This window comes from Acidithiobacillus thiooxidans ATCC 19377, from assembly GCF_009662475.1.
Lineage (GTDB): Bacteria > Pseudomonadota > Gammaproteobacteria > Acidithiobacillales > Acidithiobacillaceae > Acidithiobacillus > Acidithiobacillus thiooxidans.
On record NZ_CP045571.1, the window covers coordinates 2,591,170 to 2,611,026 of the forward strand.

Sequence of the window (19,857 nt, forward strand, 5' to 3'; positions counted from 1 at the left end):
GAGGATGAAGAAATTTCCATCCCCGCTGTATAGCGGTTTTTAGAAGTCAGCAGAAATACTTCCATAGACAGTAAATGGTGCTCCGGGGAGAGCCAGCACCTGTCCTTGCGAATTTCCACCGAGCAAACCACCGGAAGTAACGTACTCAAACGGATTATAATGATTGTTGGTCACATTCAACATATCCAGGTTGAGCTTCACGTCTTTCAGCAGAGGTAACGATCCATGGGTGGGAATTACGCTTTCCAGCCCGAGGTTCAGCGTGTCATAGGTGGGAATTTTCTGGCTGCTGGGCATAACCGTATTGTTATTCCACATATTCTGGGCACCGGTATAGGTGTACCAAATGCTGGGCGAAATCAGGATACCATCCAGAAAATAACGATATTTGGCACCAATGTTAAACGTGCTTTCGGGAACATTGGATACCGGCAAGCCCTGATAACTGACGCCACCCGTCGTATAGTGTGCAAAAGTGGCTTTCTCGAAATTCAGGTTGGCAAAAACATGGACATTATAAAGGGGATCATCTTCCAGAGCGATGTTCACACCCTGGTAAATGGAGTCACCATCGGCGTCCCCGAGATAATTTCCATTAGCATCATAGGCGGCAACAAACTGGTTGCTGAAATGCAGATGATAAAAACTGAACATGACGAAGAAATGGTGCAGATAATCCGCATCATTAAAATGCAATTTTATGCCGGCATTATAATCCGCACTATGTTCAAGGTTATACACCGGCCGGATACTCTGGTAGAGACCACCACCACCGCCAACCTGCGGTTCTTTGTAGGCCTGGGCATAACTTGCAAATACCGCCAACCACTGCAGCGGCTTCCAGTTGAAATCCACCGAGGGTTCCACCTTGGTAAAGCTTTTATTGGAAGCAGGCAGCTTGCCCTGATTGGTGCCTGTCGCTCCGGGTATATCTGCCCCCTGTGTGTATTGGGTCTGATAATTGATAAAGCGCACCCCCGGAGTAATATGCAGATTATGCATGGGGCTGATGCGATCCTGCACAAATGCCGCCAGGTCCGTCTGGCTAAAAATATCATTCCGATAGGAATGATTGGGAAGCGCAAGAGAACCACCATCCGCCGGATTATAAAAAGCGTTTTTGGTATTGTATTGGCTGTTCAGAAAGAAGCCGCCGAAGCTGACATCATTGTAGGGAAGCTTGGCGGAAATCCATAGCTTGTCCCCGTACACGCTGTCATGAGGATTGTTGTATTCATAGAGATTGCTGGGATTACTCAAGCCGTAATTATTATAATGCTGATGCAAGCGATGGCCGTAGCGATACCAGATCATATTGTGCAAAGCAAAGGTTTTATCCAGCTTCTGATTCAGCTTGCTGTAAATCAACCAGGTCGTGTTGCTGTCATCCTTGTTCCAGATATCAAAGGGAATGGACGAATAAAACCCGGTAGTTTTCTGGCTATATAATGGTCCCGTTGCGGCACCGGTATAAGTAACGCCGGCAATAGGGTTGACCGGAACCGGAACCGGACGGTATCCGGAACCCTTGGCCAGATAGGCCCCCAATGAAAAATTCCCATCCGTATAGGTTTTTTTGGTTTTCAGAAACCAGGCATAATTGTAACTCGGGTTCGCGAATCCATCGGGGCTTTGCCGGTAACTGTTACTGGATCCTGCGCCACCCGCCATAATGGTTGACCATCCGTCTATGCTGCCGGTACGGACATTGAACACAATATTCTTGGAATTATAGCTTCCATAGGTCATCTTGATGCTGGCGCCCGGCTGTGCCGTTGGCTGCAAAGGGACAAAGGCGATTTGGCCGCCAATATTGTTATACCAGCGATTCACCGGATTACCCGGCCCGTAGGTGATACCAATTCCCTGTAAAATTCCCGTTTGTGGGACTTGCGGACTTTCCCAAAGACCAGTGGATGGATTGACCATGGGAACGCCATCAAAAGTCACCGAGAGGTTACCGGCATCTATGACACTCCCGCCAAAACCACCCCAGCCCTGACTGATTCCATTGACACTGATGGATGTTTTGGTGGAGCCGGTATTTCCGTATCCCGTCACATTTACGCCTGGTGCGTAGGCTAATGCCTGAGCACTGCCGCCCACCGGTCCTGCAGCTGCAATTTGTTGTTTACCCAATACCTTTATGGACTGACCGGAGTCAAAACGGTGTTTCTGGGTGAGCGAATGTACTCCTCTGCTACCCAGAAAGGATTGAGAAGCAGCGGCCGCATTGACCTCTCCCACATTCACCGCTTCGTTGTCCTGACTGCTTACCGTGGCAGCAGTGATGGTATCTGCCATGACACTGGTAGCCGTCAACAACACACCACCAGTCACGAGGGCCAACACCAAAGGACGTAATGATACGGATTTACTCATGATTTTGTTTCTCCCTGTTTATGTAGGCGTTAAGGACTGAGTCAGCCCTTGGTTTTGCAGCCGCACAATTTATCAGGGGAATATGTCAAAAAGATGACAATTTGATGACGATATTATGACCATTTTCATCATGCACACCCGGAAGAACACCTTAAAAAATGTCCTTATCATGGCAGATGGCTCCCGCATCTTTTCAGAAGCAAGCCGGGGAGAGCAGATTGTCATAATAATGTCACATTACCAAGCTACCATGTATGGGTTCAAAAAGTGTGCACTCACCGACTGGTTTATCTGAACATTGCAGGAAAATACACATGTTTTTTCATTCTATAATCCCCTTCATTTCCGTTCATCTGCACTGGATTGTGGTGGAAGGACTGGCCTGGCTACATATGCCCACAGCAAAAAGCATGTTCAAAAGTGATCCGGATATTGTCGTGTTATCCCCGCAAAGTGATCACCATGAATCCAGACTGTTGCAAAGCATAAATCTTCATACCGCTTATATAGTTCAGACGGTAACATCCGCTCTGGATTGCGAAAAACTGCTGAATCATTCAAACAGACCCGTCCTCATCACCAATGGCTGGAATGATAAAATCAGGGAGTTACTGCTGGTCTTGCAAAAAAACTATGGATCCGATCTGCCATTTTTAGTCATGGCCGAGGCGAACAATGCGCTTCTGGGCAGCCTTGCCGAAGATGCCATTCACTCCGGCGCCCAGACTTTTATTCCCTGGAGCCTGGGTACGGCGCCTCTCCTGGCCTATCTGCACAGGTTGCTGGAACCGGTTCCATCATCAGGCTGCAGCGCAGCAGAGCGGATCAAATCCACGCACATATCGATCAATCATAAGGCGCGGATAGTCAATATCGATGATCAAAAAATATATCTCCCCAGCAATTTGTACGCCCTCTTCTGCTGTATGGTCCAGAATCCCGGCGAAGCATTGTCTTATCAGCAACTTACACAAGCGCTGAAAAATGGCAGAAAAGTATTTATTGCCCCTAACACGCTGGTCGTAAAGGTATATCGGCTCAGACGCCTGTTTGAACATACCGGTTTACATCACTGGATGGAAACCGTTCCGGGATTCGGGTATCGCTATAGCGGCCCCAAAATACGCATCATGGATTAGCAAGTTCGGCAGAGTGTTGACCCTCAAGCCAACTCCAATGTTATGGTTCCACGGTCAATCATACCCACCAGGGAACTCCTGCCATGACCAAACCCGCCAGCGCCGAACCATCCTCTGCGTCTCACATTTCCCGACGTCAGTTTCTGACTTATGGTGCCGGCACTGCAGCGCTGCTTGCCCTGCCGTCTGCCGTGGCCATGAATATGAGTGGCATGAATATGGCCGGAGTGCATGGCAAATCCTCGCCGTTACCCAAGCCGGTGTTTTCCGGCGCACTACCCATTCCGCCGGTATATACGGGAGTCATGGGGCGCGACAAGGTTCGGGAATTTCACTTGCACATGGCGGATGGTCATTCCGTTTTGAGTGATGGTCTCAAAACGGCCACCTGGGGTTATAACGGCGCTGTTTTAGGACCCGCCCTGCGCATCCCCAGAGGACAGCCGCTGCGGCTGTATGTGCACAATCACCTTGATCAGAGCACAACCACCCACTGGCATGGCGCGCACGTGCCCGGAACCATGGATGGTGGTCCGCAAAGCCTCATCCTGCCTGGAAAAACATGGACCTATGGCTATACGATTGATCAGCCCGAAGCCACCCTCTGGTATCATCCTCACCCTGCCGGCAGAACCGGACCGCATGTATACGGGGGGCTGGCGGGTCTGTATCTGGTGGAGGACGGCACTGATCGGCGACTGGGTCTCCCCCACCATTGGGGGATAGATGACATTCCGGTTATCGTCCAGGACCGCCTGCTCGATGCGCAGGGCAAACTGGTTTATATGCCTCAGGCCATGGACGTCATGGGGATGAAGGGTAACCGCTTTCTCATCAATGGTCGCGAATCTCCCGTCCTGCATGTTCCGGCACAGTGGGTCAGATTACGCCTGCTCAATGCCTCCAATGCCCGCCTTTACAATTTTGCCCTGAGTGGAGATCGGGCGTTTTATGTCATTGCAAGTGATGCCGGCTATCTTGAGGCGCCGGTGAAGGTGCAGAGATTACTTCTGGCACCGGCTGAACGCGCCGAAATCCTCCTCGATTTGCGCTCACTTGCAGGCAATACATTGGCGTTACGCAGTGATTCTGCCGCGGTGGTTCCCGGACTCAGCCTACATCCCATGGACAGCGATCATTTTGATCGCAGCAATTTTGATCTCCTGGAAATTCATGTCGGTTCTGCCACAGGCTCAGCTGGACGCTTGCCCGATCACCTGGTAGCCATCCCCACCATGCAGGCGGATGCGCCGTCGCGCCGTTTCGAGCTCAGGGGCATGCCTATGGACAAAATGTCTCTCGCCCAAAGGGCTCTGGAGAACGCTCTGCACAACGGTCCGGCGCAAATGTCCATGGGGATCGGTCGCCAACCGCTGTTTTCCATCAATAATCAGTACATGAATATGCAGGTCATCAATCAGCGTCTGCGCCTGGGAAGCACGGAAATCTGGGAGGTCTACAACGATGCGGAGATGGCCCACACTTTTCATGTTCATGGCACTTCGTTTCAGATACTGTCCCGCAATGGCAAGGCGCCTCCTGCTTATGAAAATGGCTGGAAAGACACCTTGCTGATCCGGCGTGCTGAAACCATACGTTTTATTGCCCACTATGGGCAGCCCGCCCCCGACGACTTCCCCTATATGTATCATTGCCACATGCTGGAACACGAGGACAATGGCATGATGGGGCAGTTTACCGTGAGCTGATCAGGCGGCTTCAGGCATCGCCGTTGCCCCTGCGCTGGGCACGGGGAGTGAAATAAACCCAGGCCGCCAGGAACAGGAAGGCAATGATATAAATGTTGGTGGTGCCCAGCACATCGCCTTTATTGGCCGTGCTGCCGGGCAGATAAGGCGCTCCCCATCCCTCGGCTGTTGTCCACACCCCGAAACTGTAGGCAATACCCACAGGAATAATCCAGCGCATACCTCGTCCGATGAGCAGAAAAAAAGCGATGATACTTTCCATGATGGCGGCGACGTAGCCGAAAAGTACCGGTCCTGCCAGGTTGATCACGGCAATCACGAAGGAAATATAAGCAGCAATCCAGACGGGCTCTCCTGGAAGTGCCTGCTGCAAATAAGTCACGGCATTGTGCAGAAAATAGGGCTGCCACTTCCAGAATGCATCAAAAGCCCAAAGCAGACCGAAAAGAATCCGGGCAGTGTGCATGGCCGGGGCATACAAAGGCTTATGCGGCACTTTGCTCAAACTCAGACCTTCCCAGCTTCGGGACCAGATCACATAAACAAAGCACAGGGCATAGATAATCGCCGTGCCCGGATCTGTGGCCCCTTGGGTATAGGGTCCGCCAAATCCACCCACCGTACTCCAGAGCCAGAGGTTATACAGCACCCCTACCCCGGCCAGAAATGGCAAGCCCAGCCCGGTGATCAGGGCAACCGCCAGAATGGCATCCAGCCCTACCGTTCCATAAGCCACAGACTGTGGCCCTACGTGCTGCACCAGATTCGCCATCCAATGTCCATACTGGATGATCCAGTCAGGCTGTCCACTCACCCAGTCCGCATTAAAACTCCCCAGAAAGTGGGCTGCATAGGCTGGATTAAACTGTAACCAAGTGTTGATCAGCCAGACCAGGCCAAAAACGATACGAACAACGCCGAAAGCCAAGCGGCGTTTATGTTCCATGGACATTGAGGATTTCATAGTATCTCGGAATAGGACCATTAAGAGAGAGTTTATTGTATACATATTCTCCAAAAGGTCAAAAAATGACTTATTATGAAATATCCTCCTTTCCGCTCTTATCCGCAGAAAAGTTGTTAAGAGGATTAATACAGCGTATTTTTCCAACATTATTCTTGACTCATTTTGGCTTTTCCCCATGAAAATTCTGGTTATTGAAGATGAATCTAAAACGGCTGCCTTTCTCAAAAAAGGATTCAACGAGCTAGGCTATGTGGTAGATGTTGCCGACAATGGCGTAGACGGCCAGCACCTCGCCGAAATCGGCGAATATGAAGTGATTGTGCTCGACCTGATGTTGCCGCAGAGGGATGGCTGGTGGGTTCTTCAGGAAATCCGTAAAAGGCATCCCGATCAGCCGGTCATTCTGCTGACCGCCCTGGATGCCGTAGCCCAGCGCGTGGAAGGTTTGCGCCGGGGCGCAGACGACTATCTGGTGAAACCCTTTGCTTTTTCAGAATTACTAGCCAGAATTCACAGTATTCTGAGACGCAGTAATCTGCGTACGGAAGAGACCATTTATTACGCCGATCTGGAAATGGATCTGCTCCGCCACAAAATCTGGCGTGCCGCCACGCCCATAAACCTGGCCCCTCAGGAATTCCGCCTGCTGGCCTACCTCATGCGCTTTCCCGGCGAAGTGCTGACCCGCACCCGCATTGCCGAGCAGGTCTGGGATATGCATTTTGAAAGTGATAGTAATGTTGTGGACGTTGCCATTCGCCGCCTGCGCCGAAAAGTGGACGATCCCTTTCCGGACAAATTGATCCATACTTTACGAGGGGTTGGCTATGTTCTTGAACTACGTCATTAAAATCTTAAAGCGTCCGGGGCGCTCCATGGCGGTCCGGCTCACCCTCTGGTACGCCCTGTTGAGCACCATCCTGATTGCGGTAGCGGGCGCTGCCCTGTACTGGATTCTGGCTGAACAACTGCGTGCGGCCGACAGCCAGATTCTCATCAGTAAAATCCATGCCATACATACGGCCATGCGCAACAGCACCGATCACTTTTCCGAACTGCTTCATGAAATACAGATGGAGTCCAATACCATTCGCGGGGTATACATCTGGGTAAGCCGGTCACAGGAGGGCATTATTGCCCGGGGTCGCAGTGATAATCCTCTCCTCGACAGCAACAAGCCCTTTGACCGCAAACCCAAGGCTTTCGAGCCCCAACAATGGCACTGGAAAGTTAAAAAGCATGAACATTTTCAAGTGATGGCGCAACGCTTTGCAGGCCAGCCAGCCAGTATCATTTACGTGGCTATCCGCACCAGCGAAAGTGAACACTTTCTGGCTTTTTATCGTTACGCGCTCGCGCTATCGATTATTTTGGCGTTATTCATCGCGATACTGGCAGGGTATTTGATTGCCCGGCGTGGCTTGCGACCCGTCCATCAGTTGGCCAGCCTGGTGGACGAACTGAGCGCCAGCCAGTTGCATCGGCGCATTGCTGGAGATAACTGGCCCAGCGAACTCGCCACACTGGCCGAAAATTTTGACCGGCTGCTGGAAAGGCTGGAAGACTCCTTTGCCAGGATTTCCCGCTTCTCGGCAGACATTGCCCATGAGTTGCGCACGCCCATCCATATTTTACGCGGTGAGGGCGAGCTGGCACTCTCCAGGAACCGTAGCATCCCGGAATACCAGGCCTGTATCGCCTCCGCCATGGATGAATATGAACGCTTGTCGCGTATGGTAGATGCCCTTCTGTTTCTGGCCCGGGCAGAACAGGATCATAACGCGCTGGATAAGCAACAGCTGGACATTCATCAGGAAATGGCCTCTCTTTGCAGTTTTTATCAGGCAATGGCGGATGAACAGGATGTTACCCTGAACAATGATGCTCAGGGATCCATCACTGCAAACTCTGATCTCCTGCGCCGCGCTGTCAGTAATCTACTGAGTAATGCCCTGCGTCATACGCCAGCCGGTGGCAGCATCCGGATTTATTGTGAACAGTCCCGCGAGCAGGTCCAACTGATTGTTAGCGATACCGGATCGGGCATCGCCGATGCGGATCTTGACCGGGTATTTGACCGTTTTTACAGCGCAGATGCCGCACGCATGCGGCGTGGACAGGGAACCGGGCTGGGACTGGCCATTGTACAATCCATCGTGCATCTACATGGGGGTAAGATCCGCTTAAAAAGCGTTGCCGGAAAAGGGACGACGGCCATTTTATCTTTCCCGATAATTTCTAAGGATAACAATGATGACAACATAATATGACGATTTGGTCATCTTGCGGTCATCTTCTGGACATGCAGCAATGTCATAATAAAAAAACCGTCCCCATTCATAAACACATTTTACAGATAGTCGAGAAAAATGCTTTTTCAATTTATACCGAATAATCGTCAGTCTGCTGCCAAAAATTGGCTACTGGTTTTAAGCTTGGGCTGCATATCGATTGGCGCCCATGCGGCCCCTCTGACGCTCAACCAGGCTATTAACAGCGCCCTGCATAATCAGGCCCTCGTTCAGGCAAGCCAGCACCAACTGGAAGCGCAACAAGATCTCAGTCGCAGTGCCGAAGCCCGACTGCTACCCGCTCTTTCCCTGAATGCGGCCACTATCTGGACCCAATCCCGCTCCGGTCAGCCCGTTTTTGTCAGTGCCAATGGCGCACGGGAAATGCTGGGACAAATCCGTTTGCATGTTCCCATTTATGCGCCGCAAACCCGGGCACTCAGCAAACTGAGCGAAGATCGGGTCACTATTGAGCGCTTTCATCTGCTGCAAACCCGCCTGTCAGTGGCCGCACAAGTGAGTATGACCTATTACCGGCTGGCTCTGAGTAATAATATGATCGCCATCTGGCGACGCGCCCTCGTTACTGCCAGGCAAGTATTTCAAGCCACCCGGGATAGTTATGCTGCTGGTACCCGTTCCCGCCTGGCGCTGAAGCAGGCACAACTGAACCTGTTGCGCATCCAGAGCAAACTGAAACAAACCCTGGCCCAAAGTGTGGCCATACGCCAGGTTCTGGCCTTGCAAACCGGCCTTGGAAGCCATTTACCAACGCTGGCAAAAATCAGCACCCCACTCAAGCCGTTACCGGATTTATCCAAAATCCAGAGTCGAGCCATGCAGGCGCAGCCCTTACTCCGGACGGCTGATGCGCAAATTCAGGCGGCACACGCCCAATTGCAATTCCAACAAAGTGTCCGCTTACCGGTATTCAGTGCCAACGCCGCTTACGGAGTTGATACTGCGACCATACCGCATAGTGCGCAGTTAGGTTGGCAGGCCAGCCTCAGCCTGCAGATGCCCATTTTTGGCTTTGGTCGCAACCGCGATCAGATTGCAGCAGCCCGGGAACAGGTTGCGGCATTGCAGTCAGCTAAATCGGCTCTGCAAATGCAGATACGCAGCCGTCTGGCACAGGACGCCGGGACCGCCCGGGCGGCCAGCATTGCCCTGAAAGATGCCGGGGAAATCGAGCACAGTGCTCAGGCGGTGTACGACATGACCCGCAAGGGCTATCTGGCCGGTGCCGAGAGCGCATTATCCTTGCAACAAGCTGAAGATGCCTGGGTTCAGGCTCAGCTGCAGGCTACCAACGCGATGATTCGCGCCCGTTTAAGTCGCACGCAACTGATCCTGGACAGCGGCTTCCTGCCGGGACAGCGTGCATCCTCATGATAATCCACTCATGGAAGCTTAACCGCATGAAATTTTTACCATATTTTTACCGGGCATCGCTACCTTACTGCTTCAGCATTTTTTCAGGCATTCTGCTCCTCTTGAGCGTTCATAACGCCTGGGGGGCTGGCATACCCGTGCGGACGGCTCCAGTCAGGGTAAGTGCTGCCATTCAGCAAAGCGCCCTGCTGGCCCAGGTTGAAAGTAATGGTGCCGCCACTTTGACAGCCCCCGTTACCGGACGCGTCCTCGGTCCGCTGCTCCCCGATGGACCCGTAACTGCCGGAACGATCATCGCCAGAATCGCGTCACCCGGGTTGCAGAGCAGCATCCAGACCGCACAAAAACAGATTGCCTTTTCTCAAGGACAGTATTTGCGCGACCAGAAATTGTATCAGGATGGCGTCATTGCCCAGCAAAATGTCGCAACCAGTCGTTTGACGCTGGCAGAGGCGCAATCTCATCTGCGCATTTTACAGGCGCAGGCCGCTCAACAAACCCTCAGTGCGCCCTTTGCAGGCAGCTTACATTATCTGGTTCCGGCTGGGGCCGTAGTCAATTTTGGAACAGCCATTGCGACCCTGGATGGTCGCGGAAAACCCTGGGCACAGGCCTATGTCACCCCCTCCCTCGCCCGAAACTTACGCCCCGGAAGTACCGTCGTTCTGCACGGTGCAGACTGGCACGGCCTGGGACAGGTCCGTTCCGTAGGACAAAGCGCCCGCCATCTGGGACTGGTGTCCGTCTATATTGATCTGCCAGTACAAAGCCGGGCGCTGCCCGGCGAATGGCTGCAGGCAGAAGTACAACAAGTTCAAGGCCGAGCCGTCCAGATTCCTACTGCCGCTGTGGTAATGCATGCCGCACAGATCGAAGTGTTTGTTATCCGCAAGGGCAAGGCCATGGCTGTTCCCGTACATATTATTGCCAGTCAGGCCGGGCAAAGTTGGGTACAGGGCGCTCTGCGAACCGGCGAGCAGGTCATCGTCAGCGCCAATGATCGCTTGCTCAGTGGCACCCCGGTACAAGAGCAACAACCATGAGAGTGTATCTGCATTTTCTCTGGAGCAATCGCTTCAGCATCTTACTCAGCGCCTTATTATTACTCGGTGCAGGCTGGTTTGCCCTGCAGAATCTTCCGGAAAGCGTCTTTCCGAATGTCAATTTTCCAAGAGTGGCGGTCCTCGTCAATGACGGCAGTCTGCCCGTCAAGTTCATGGAAGTGGAGGTAACCAAGCCCCTGGAAGCGCTCGCAAAAGGTCAGCCAGGGGTGCGTCTGGTTCGCTCGCAAACCGGTACCGGCCTGAGCAAGCTCAATATTTATTTTGAACCAGGGACCAACCCGCAAACCGCATATCTGATGCTCCAGGCACGCCTGGCGCAATACCGCCTGCCCGCCGGTGCGCAATTGCGGGTGATCCGCATGGCACCCTATACCTATCCATTTGCTGAATATGCGCTGGTGTCCAATCAAAAGAGTAGTTCGGCAATGATGCCTACTTTTGCCTTTAAGATACGACCGGCTCTACTGTCCATTCCCGGGATCTATCAGGTGCAGGGCACCGGTCGCGGCTGGCCACAGGTGCATGTGGATCTGGATCCGGCACGGTTAGCGCAGCATCACCTCAGTGCCCGGCAGGTCATCAACGCCTTGCAATCCGCCCAAGGTCCATTTTTTTCTGGGGTTCTGCACGCCTATCATCAGCAGTTGATTCTGGCGACAACAGCGCGGCCTGAAAACGATCAGACCTTGGCTGCCTTGACCCTGCCACTGGGGCCACCCGATGCTTCCGGTGCCCGCACTCCGCTGGCCTTGGGCGCCCTGGGTCAGGTGCATACCGGGCCGCCCCCGCTGCTGAGTGAAGCAGCCATACCCGGTTATCAACACGCCCTGATCATTGACGTACTTGCACAGTCGGGCGCCAATGACGTCAGCGTCGCCCACGCCGTGCAAACACGTCTGAACAATCTGCGCAAACATCTCCCCCCGGGCGTCCATCTGGTACCCATTTATGATCTCAGCCACCTGATCAGCCATAGCCTGCGTGATGTCTGGATTGCCCTGGGACTCGGCAGCCTGATTGCCTGGCTGGTCGTATTGGCCTTTCTGGGACGTTTGGACGGAGCGCTGGCAACGCTGGCCGTGGTCCCTCTGGCCCTGGCTGCCACTTTTCTGGTTCTGCATATGCTCGGATATGGCCTGAATATCATGACCCTGGGGGGCATAACCGCAGCCATCGGTGCTTTGGTGGACCATGCCATCGTCGTGGTCGAACGCGGTCTCCATGGCCTGCAGGGTAAAGCTTCGCAGCGTCGCCAGTTGGCGTTGCGCCGCAGCGCCGACATCCTACCATTGATGAGTCTTGCCACCCTCACCTCCTGCCTGGTGTTTCTGCCCCTGCTCTTCTTATCGGGCACCCTGGGGCTGCTGTTCCGCCATATGGCATTGGCCATCGTCATTGCCCTGCTGGCATCACAAATGGTGGCCTTGCTGGTCACACCGATTCTGACAGCATGGCTCGCCGGTCGTGTGACCTCATCTTCCCGCCGTTTGCATCATGCAGAGCGCTGGGTGCGCCGGCACTACAGTCAATGGCTCATCGCCGGGATGCGCCGCCCTTATTGGGCCATTTTACCCGTCGCTATACTGGCAGGGGCCGCCGGACTGGCACTCACGATCCTGCCGACCGCTTTTCTCCCGCACTGGGATGAAGGCATTATTTCTGTACCCTATCGCACCCAGGTGGGCAGCAGCGTTGCCGAAACCACCCGGATCGGCCGCGCTTTCATGCAGGCGGCACTGCACAATCCCAATGTGCAGCGGGCGTCCCTTATGGTCGGTCGTGGTTTCGAGTTCCGTCATGCACCCGCCAACAAAGGTGCCATCACCATCGTCCTCAAACCGGATCATCACGACAGCACCGAAACCGTGATGGCAGAACTGCGCAAACAATACCGCAGCATGGCCCCCAATCTGATCGGACTGTCTTTGCATCAGACCATGATTGTCCGTCTGGGAAACCTCTCGGGCGCACATGCCCCCCTGGTAGTTTATCTGTTTGGCTCCGATTCCAGCGTTTTGCGTGGTGAAGGCGCACGGCTGGCTGCCGCCCTGAAAAACAGTCATGATTTTGCATCAGTCAACTTCAAGTCCCCATCGGCTGGGCCTGAGTTGGAAATCACCCCCACGCCCATGGCCGCACTTTATGGCATTACCCCGCCGGGCATTGCTGAGCAGCTCAAGGCCCGTTTCTGGGGAAGACAAGCGGGTTTTTTGCTGCATGGCGAACAAATACTGCCTATTCGCGTTAAACTGGTGGGGCAGCCACAGACCCCGCAGACCTTGTCCGCGCTGCCTATCCAACTGCCCGACGGGGCCATGACCTCTCTTTCCAGCATTGCTTCCCTGCACATTCAAGGTGCCATTCCTTTTGTGACTCATCAGAATCTGGTGCCTGATGCTTACATGTGGTTACAACCAAAGCCGGGAGAAGGCCTGGCCCAGGCTGCCCGTCAGACCAAAAAAATCATCACCCAAATGCACTTGCCCGGCAACATCACCCCGGTACTGGGTGGTTACTATCGACAACAGCGGCAAAGCTTTCAGCAGATGGCGTTGATTCTGGCTGGTGCACTGGGTTTACTGTTGATCCTGCTGGGATTTCAGTTCAGCAGTCAACGCGCCGCCGTGGCGGCGCTTCTTTCCATCGCCTTGGCCGCACCGGGCTCCCTGCTTTTGTTATGGATTTGTGGATTGGAACTCGACAGTACGGCTTTTCTGGGCGTGTTGCTGGTTTTTGCCATTGCCGTCAACAATGTCATTCTGATTTTTGCACGTGCGCGCCAAATTGGGGGTACCCATCCCCGCCCGGCTTTGGTGGCCTTTGCTGCGCGACAGCGCCTGCGCCCCATCCTCATGACCATGCTCGCGGATGTTTTCGGGTTTTTACCTCTGGCCATTGGCATTGGCCATGGCACGGATTTACTGAAGCCTTTGGCCATTGCGGTCATGGGTGGGTTGCTGCTCTCGATATTCATGTCTTTATGGTTGGCGCCCGTACTGTATAGCGCTTTGATGTCCAGCGGCCAGATTGACTCAAATCGAAAGTTTGATCAGCAAATAACTCAGCAATGACAAACAGACCAACAAAGACAAGCCATAAAACCCATATAATTTGTGGTGGGGATGATACGCACCATGCTCTACCTGATAAACGGTGAGCATAAATCCACCGAGTCCAACAGCAATATTGATAATCCCCAATACCAGGAAAATAATGCTCATTCCTGAGAAGCTCGCATGCAACGTAATCACCCGGTGCATCATCAGCGCCAGCTTGGTCAGAAAAAAATCGAACTTTTCCATCACAAAACCAAAAATTACAATGCTGATCCCGGTTCTGATCCATGAAAGAAAAGTGCGCTCCGCCGAAAAATAAATACGTGGATCCTGAATTTCTTTGGCAGTGACCGGGGCACCACGATTGATATAGCGCAGATCACGCACAAAAAAATAAAAAACCATAAATAACAAAATCAGCACTGGCCAGGTCAAAAGCTTATACAAGTCCTGAAAAAAAGGAATCAGCCCATAAAAATGCAAAGCAGCCAGTAACAAGATCATTTTTTTAGAAAGAATACCTGTACCAAAAGCTATAAACATAAATTTCAAGTAAGACAGGTAAGTTCTTTCCATGCTCAGGTAAAGCCTGGGCTCGCGCACAGTGGGCAGGTGTTTTAGCAGAAGCATATTATCCGGCGAGCCTTTGGATTATAGTCATGATTCCATTCTTATCTAAGGAGCGGCTGGAGGCACCTTGTTGCCAAACTGACGCATATATATGCGCATGGTTTTATCCGCTACTGACTCACGAATAGCCAGATAAAATACGCTGAGAGCCAAAACCGCCAAGGCCCCCATACTCGGGAAAAATGCCAAATAACCCAGACCACCCAGATCTTTGGGACCAACCCAACTGAGGGCCCACATCCCTATAAAATATGGGAATATCCACCACATGTACTGCCAGCCCATTTCTGCCCAGCGGCCTTTTCGAAAAACTCCAGTAAGCGCATAAATAGCCAATAACACAAATAGCGTAATAAAAATAAAGTTCAGCGTGCGCAAACCTGACCAGTAAACAATCCAGGTGGATACCACAAAGGCGATAGGGGCCAGCACCGGTGCCCCCCACAAACGAAATGGACGCTCAAGATTGGGCATGGCCTTACGAATCTGAATCAGGGCAATGGGTCCGATAGCATAGGAAAGCACCGTCATGGAGGCAATATATCCGACCATTTTCTGCCAGGACGGGAAAGGCAGAAAAAATATAATGCCAACCAGAAACAATAGAATAAGCGTCACCCAGGGAACGCCATATCGATTGATCTTGTTCAGCCACATGGGTGCTGCACCAGTTTCAGCCGTAGCCAAGGTAACCCGCGCCGCAGTGGTCGTGTAAATCAGCCCGGTGCCTGCGGGCGAAATAAAAGCATCCACATACAGTAAGGTAGCCAACCAGCCAATGCCCACCGCCGCTGCCAAGGCCGCAAAGGGGCCATTTACCCCCTGGAAATGCAAATGTACCCATCCATCTTTGGCAATATCTGCAGGATTCACCGCACCGAGAAAAGCAACCTGGACGGCGATGTAGACCGCTGAAGCAATCAGCACCGAACCGATAACGGCAATAGGCACATCCCGCTTGGGATTTTTACTTTCTCCGGCCAAATCTATGGCATGACGAAAACCCAGCAAACTGAATATGACCCCACCGCTGGCAATGGCGATGAACATGCCATGCACATCACTCAGGGTATTGTCAGCGCGCATGTGAAAGTTTCCGGGATGCCAGGCCACCGCAATCAACATCACCGCCGTTAATAAAGGAATGCCAATTTTCCACCAGGTCGCCGCATTATTGATCCTGAGTACCCAGCCAATCACCATGAAATTGGTGATTACAAACAAACCGAGCATGATCACGGCGATCAAAAACCCGAAACTACTCAGCAAATCCGTATGCGGCTGCAACAGACCCGGATAATAGTTATTGGCATAGGTCAATACGGCCGTCACTTCCAGCGGGGCGATGGAGGCGTAGGAAAGAAATAAAATCCAGCTCCACATATGTCCGACAATAGGTCCATTGCCGACATGCGCCAGATGGACGACTGCTCCGGCACGCGGAATCATGGGTGCCAACTCGGCAAACACCAGGGCCAGCAAAAGAATGGCCGCCGCTCCCAGAATCCAGGACCCGATGGCCAACGGGCCAGCCATTTTTGCCGTGAACAACGGCCCGAATAACCAGCCAGAACCTATGGATGCTCCTACACAGGCCAATATCAGACCAACGAGTCCGCCTTCACGTTTTAGAGCATTTTTTTGAGAAGTGTCGGATTTCCTGGACACAGGCATGTGCGAACCTCCTGATTAATAAAATATGAAAAAAACGTTAAAGCTGGACAAATAATATTTATTTTTATAATAAACAAATATTGAATGTTTCCATATATATCTCATATTTATATAAAAATGTCAATTTTTATTAAAACGACAACATGGTAAACTTTATAATTTATTATTCATATCATAAACTCAGACATCAACAGGAGATGGGATATGATGGATAAAATAAATAAAATAGAGATCAAAACACATCTTATTACAACAGATATAACGCATAAAACGCCTTACGCATGAATTTTAAAACTGCATTCAAAATTGGCTAGTTATGAGTGAATTTCAGCGCTTAGATTGATTCAATGGGATAGACAGAATAAAGTCACCGCAAACATAACTACGCTGACGCGTTGATGCATAATCATTGCTTAACACTATTGGAACCTTCGAGAGTAGGTACATCATACTCATTATGCAGTCATTCTTGCCAGAGCCTGTCTACCATCGCTCAAGCCTATCACGGCAATGCCTTTTTTCTTTTTCCAGTTTCCGTCGCCATACCGCGCCCTGAGACCCGCCAACTCCCGAATGCCTGAACCATCAGCGATGGCCTCAATATACTGGATGGGTCCAATTATTTTCAATCAAACCTCTTCGCCATATTTTCTGCCATCAACTGATTGTACCGCCTCAACTTCTGAAATGTCTTGTGGCCTTAGTGGCGGCGACTTCCGTTGGATTAGAGCCATTCTCGAACAAGTGGTGGTGGTTTCTTGTGGATCTACCAGCGTTCCAGTTGGCGTACCAAGCTTAACTCAGCAAAGAGCCGCATAAATGCAGCGTTTATTTGACAGGTGCAGGAGAATTTTTTTAATTTATTTGGAGGCTGGGCCCGGAATCGAACCGAGGTACGCGGCTTTGCAGGCCGCTGCATGACCACTCTGCCACCCAGCCTTAAAAGAAAAGGGAAAGCGTAAAACTTTCCCTCGATATTGGAGCGGGAAACGAGGCTCGAACTCGCGACCCCAACCTTGGCAAGGTTGTGCTCTACCACTGAGCTATTCCCGCATGGGCGCAAAGATAAAGGTATCACCCATCCTTGTCAAGATCAGCGCCAGAGGCCATCAAACTGGGCCAGGCAGCTTGCAGGTAACCGAGCATACTCCACAAAGTCATGATGGCGGCAATAACCAAAAGCCCGATTCCGATAATACGGGCGGACACCCCCCACAACGCTTCGCGATAAACCAGAAATAAAATGGCCAGCATCTGGGTAGTCGCCTTGGCCTTCCCCAGCCAGGACACCGCCACCTTTTTGCGCTCACCGAGTTCCGCCATCCATTCCCGCAAGGCAGACACGGTAATCTCCCGGCCCACGATCACACTGATGAGTATTCCGGCCAGCACGGGCGGCATTTCCTGCGAAGAGGCAATAAGTATCAGGGCGGTCACCACCATGATCTTGTCGGCCACCGGGTCCAGAAAGGTTCCGAATGGTGAAACACCCTGATAGCGTCGCGCCAGATAACCATCTGCCCAGTCGGTAATGGCGGCAATGGCAAAAACAGCCGTTGCTGCACAGGTTCTTGCTTCGCCCCCCCAATAAAACAGGGCAACAAATATAGGCACCAGCAGAATGCGGAGAATGGTCAGATAATTGGGTAAACGCTTTATCACAGTCCGCTGGCTTCCTTAATGAAAATGATCATAAATGCGTTGGGCCAATTCCTGATGAATTCCCTCCACTCGTTGCAAGTCGTCCAGACCCGCATCGCGAATGCCCTTCAGCCCGCCAAAAGCACGCAGCAACGCCATGCGGCGTTTGGCACCAATGCCCGTGATGCTATCCAGATCTGACTCCTGACGGTTTTTGCTCCGTCGCGCACGATGACCGGTAATGGCAAAACGATGCGCTTCATCCCTGATTTCCTGAATCACCAACAAGGCAGGATCATCGGGCGGCAACTGCCGGGCCATCGGCCAACCGGGTACATACAGCAGTTCCATTCCGGGTCTGCGGGTTGTCCCCTTGGATACGCCGCAAAGCTGAATCTCATCAATTTCCAGCATCGCCAGTGCCGCCTCGGCACGTGCCAATTGCCCTGGTCCGCCATCTATCAGAACAATCTCAGGCAACGCCATTCCTTCTTTTTGCAGACGACCATAGCGCCGATAGACCGCCTGCTCAATCGCCGCGTAATCATCGCCACCGGTCACATCACGGATGTTGAAACGGCGATAGGCTTCCTTCATCGCCCCATCTTCACCGAAAACCACGCAGGAAGCTACTGCCGCCTCACCCCGGGTATGACTGATATCAAAACATTCCACTCTCTGCGGCAACTCAGGAAGCTCAAAAAACTCCTGCAGCAACAACATTCTCCGCCGCCCCGCACGAGCGTTATGGGTACGCTGACGCAATGCCCCCACAGCATTGGTATGTGCCATAGCCATCCAGCGTTTACGGGGCCCCCGCTGCGGCGCATCCATAACCACTTTATGCCCGGACTGGGTTATCAAGGCTTCTGTCACTGCAGCGCCGTTGCGAGGCAATATATTGATTAAAAGATTCCCCGGCACATCCTTGTTATTATAGAACTGCATGAGAAAACCTGCCATGACATCCGGCCCGCGCAGGTCTTCAGTATGCTGAGGAAACAAGGCCCTGCCACCCAGTTGGCGACCATTGCGGATAAAGCTGACAAAAATGACCCATTGTCCATTTTCCTGGACCAGGGCTATCACATCAAAATCGCCACCACCCGCTTGCGCCACATATTGGCGCTCCTGAATTTTGGACAGGGCGGCAATCTGATCGCGACGCCGAGCCGCTTCTTCAAAATTCAACTGTTCTGATGCCTGTTGCATCCTTTCGCCCAGATTGCGAATGGCCTCGTCACTCCTGCCCTCCAGAAAACGAACGGCATCATTCACATCCCGGGCGTAGTCTTCAGGGAGAATATGCCCCACACAGGGGCCACTGCAACGCTGAATCTGGTATTGCAGGCAGGCGCGACTGCGATTGCGAAACGTAGGTTCTTCACAAGTCCGCAAACGGAAAGCCTTTTGCAGCAGCACCATACTTTCACGTAAGGCCGTCACCGCCGGGTATGGACCAAAATAATGTCCCTTTTTCTTTTGTGCGCCACGGTGCAGACTCATTTGCGGGTAAGACGCACCGGTTTCAATCAGCAAATACGGATAACTTTTGTCATCGCGCAGCAAGATATTATAGGGGGGATGGTGGCGCTTGATGAGATTCGCCTCAAGCACCAGGGCCTCTGTTTCCGTATGGGTGACGAGCACTTCGACCTGTTGCACCTGCGCCAGCATAGCGAGGGTTTTGGGACTATGCCGCTGTTTCTGAAAGTACGAACTCACGCGGCGTTTCAGATTGCGCGCCTTACCGACATAAAGCAGGCGTCTGCCGACGCCGTACATCTGATAAATGCCGGGCTGACTGGTCAGCGTACGCAAAAACTCCCGGAGATCAAAAGGTGTATCAGATTCCAGCACCTGATTGGCAGAATTTTCAGAGGATTCTTGCGTCATCACGTCAACGGGG

14 protein-coding genes and 2 tRNA genes are annotated in these 19,857 nt (G+C 52.4%); 7 read left to right on the forward strand and 9 right to left on the reverse strand.

Annotation, left to right across the window (positions count from 1 at the left end):
* Positions 1-39: 39 nt before the first annotated feature.
* The gene (locus GCD22_RS13690) at positions 40-2,382 is read right to left on the reverse strand and encodes a TonB-dependent receptor (protein WP_153940839.1); all 2,343 of its coding nucleotides are present in this window, start codon (positions 2,380-2,382) and stop codon (positions 40-42) included.
* Positions 2,383-2,696: 314 nt separating this feature from the next.
* On the opposite strand from GCD22_RS13690, the gene GCD22_RS13695 reads away from it, so the two are divergent.
* Complete coding sequence (locus GCD22_RS13695; protein ID WP_170286752.1) at positions 2,697-3,521, forward strand: winged helix-turn-helix domain-containing protein; 825 nt, start codon at positions 2,697-2,699, stop codon at positions 3,519-3,521.
* 83 nt (positions 3,522-3,604) lie between these two features.
* Positions 3,605-5,230 carry a multicopper oxidase domain-containing protein gene (locus GCD22_RS13700; RefSeq protein ID WP_140391032.1) on the forward strand — a complete coding sequence of 542 codons (1,626 nt, stop codon included), beginning with the start codon at positions 3,605-3,607 and terminating at the stop codon, positions 5,228-5,230.
* 10 nt (positions 5,231-5,240) lie between these two features.
* Here GCD22_RS13700 and GCD22_RS13705 read toward each other — a convergent pair whose 3' ends face one another.
* On the reverse strand, positions 5,241-6,182 hold the full coding sequence (locus tag GCD22_RS13705) for a hypothetical protein (RefSeq protein ID WP_226859325.1): 942 nt from the start codon (positions 6,180-6,182) through the stop codon (positions 5,241-5,243).
* A gap of 190 nt (positions 6,183-6,372) precedes the next feature.
* Between GCD22_RS13705 and GCD22_RS13710 the strand changes: the two genes are divergently transcribed.
* The 5 genes from GCD22_RS13710 (at position 6,373) to GCD22_RS13730 (ending at position 14,018) form a co-directional block, all read left to right on the forward strand.
* Positions 6,373-7,047 carry a heavy metal response regulator transcription factor gene (locus GCD22_RS13710; RefSeq protein WP_010642177.1) on the forward strand — a complete coding sequence of 225 codons (675 nt, stop codon included), beginning with the start codon at positions 6,373-6,375 and terminating at the stop codon, positions 7,045-7,047.
* On the forward strand, positions 7,025-8,467 hold the full coding sequence (locus GCD22_RS13715) for a heavy metal sensor histidine kinase (RefSeq protein WP_081577204.1): 1,443 nt from the start codon (positions 7,025-7,027) through the stop codon (positions 8,465-8,467). The genes GCD22_RS13710 and GCD22_RS13715 overlap by 23 nt, the downstream gene beginning before the upstream one ends.
* A 99-nt stretch (positions 8,468-8,566) precedes the next feature.
* Entirely contained in the window at positions 8,567-9,883 is a 1,317-nt protein-coding gene (locus tag GCD22_RS13720; RefSeq protein WP_081577203.1) for a TolC family protein, read from the forward strand.
* 26 nt (positions 9,884-9,909) lie between these two features.
* Positions 9,910-10,926: an efflux RND transporter periplasmic adaptor subunit gene (locus GCD22_RS13725; protein ID WP_226859326.1), complete on the forward strand. Its 1,017-nt coding sequence runs from the start codon at positions 9,910-9,912 to the stop codon at positions 10,924-10,926.
* Positions 10,923-14,018, forward strand: coding sequence for an efflux RND transporter permease subunit (locus GCD22_RS13730; RefSeq protein ID WP_075323081.1), 3,096 nt, complete (start codon positions 10,923-10,925; stop codon positions 14,016-14,018). Before GCD22_RS13725 ends, GCD22_RS13730 begins: the two co-directional genes overlap by 4 nt.
* On the opposite strand, the gene GCD22_RS13735 is transcribed toward GCD22_RS13730, so the two are convergent.
* The 7 genes from GCD22_RS13735 to uvrC form a co-directional block, all read right to left on the reverse strand.
* Positions 13,980-14,579, reverse strand: coding sequence for a YidH family protein (locus GCD22_RS13735; protein ID WP_226859327.1), 600 nt, complete (start codon positions 14,577-14,579; stop codon positions 13,980-13,982). The genes GCD22_RS13730 and GCD22_RS13735 overlap by 39 nt on opposite strands.
* A 99-nt stretch (positions 14,580-14,678) precedes the next feature.
* Entirely contained in the window at positions 14,679-16,307 is a 1,629-nt protein-coding gene (locus GCD22_RS13740) for an APC family permease (protein ID WP_081577202.1), read from the reverse strand.
* Positions 16,308-16,762: 455 nt separating this feature from the next.
* Positions 16,763-16,936, reverse strand: coding sequence for a hypothetical protein (locus tag GCD22_RS13745; protein WP_153940841.1), 174 nt, complete (start codon positions 16,934-16,936; stop codon positions 16,763-16,765).
* A 236-nt stretch (positions 16,937-17,172) separates the two neighbouring features.
* Positions 17,173-17,246: transfer RNA gene (locus GCD22_RS13750), tRNA-Cys, on the reverse strand.
* A gap of 39 nt (positions 17,247-17,285) precedes the next feature.
* Positions 17,286-17,360 (reverse strand) — tRNA-Gly (locus tag GCD22_RS13755).
* 21 nt (positions 17,361-17,381) lie between these two features.
* Positions 17,382-17,969, reverse strand: coding sequence for a CDP-diacylglycerol--glycerol-3-phosphate 3-phosphatidyltransferase (gene pgsA, locus GCD22_RS13760; RefSeq protein ID WP_081577201.1), 588 nt, complete (start codon positions 17,967-17,969; stop codon positions 17,382-17,384).
* 15 nt (positions 17,970-17,984) lie between these two features.
* Positions 17,985-19,844 carry an excinuclease ABC subunit UvrC gene (uvrC, locus tag GCD22_RS13765; RefSeq protein WP_081577200.1) on the reverse strand — a complete coding sequence of 620 codons (1,860 nt, stop codon included), beginning with the start codon at positions 19,842-19,844 and terminating at the stop codon, positions 17,985-17,987.
* Between the last annotated feature and the right edge of the window lie 13 nt (positions 19,845-19,857).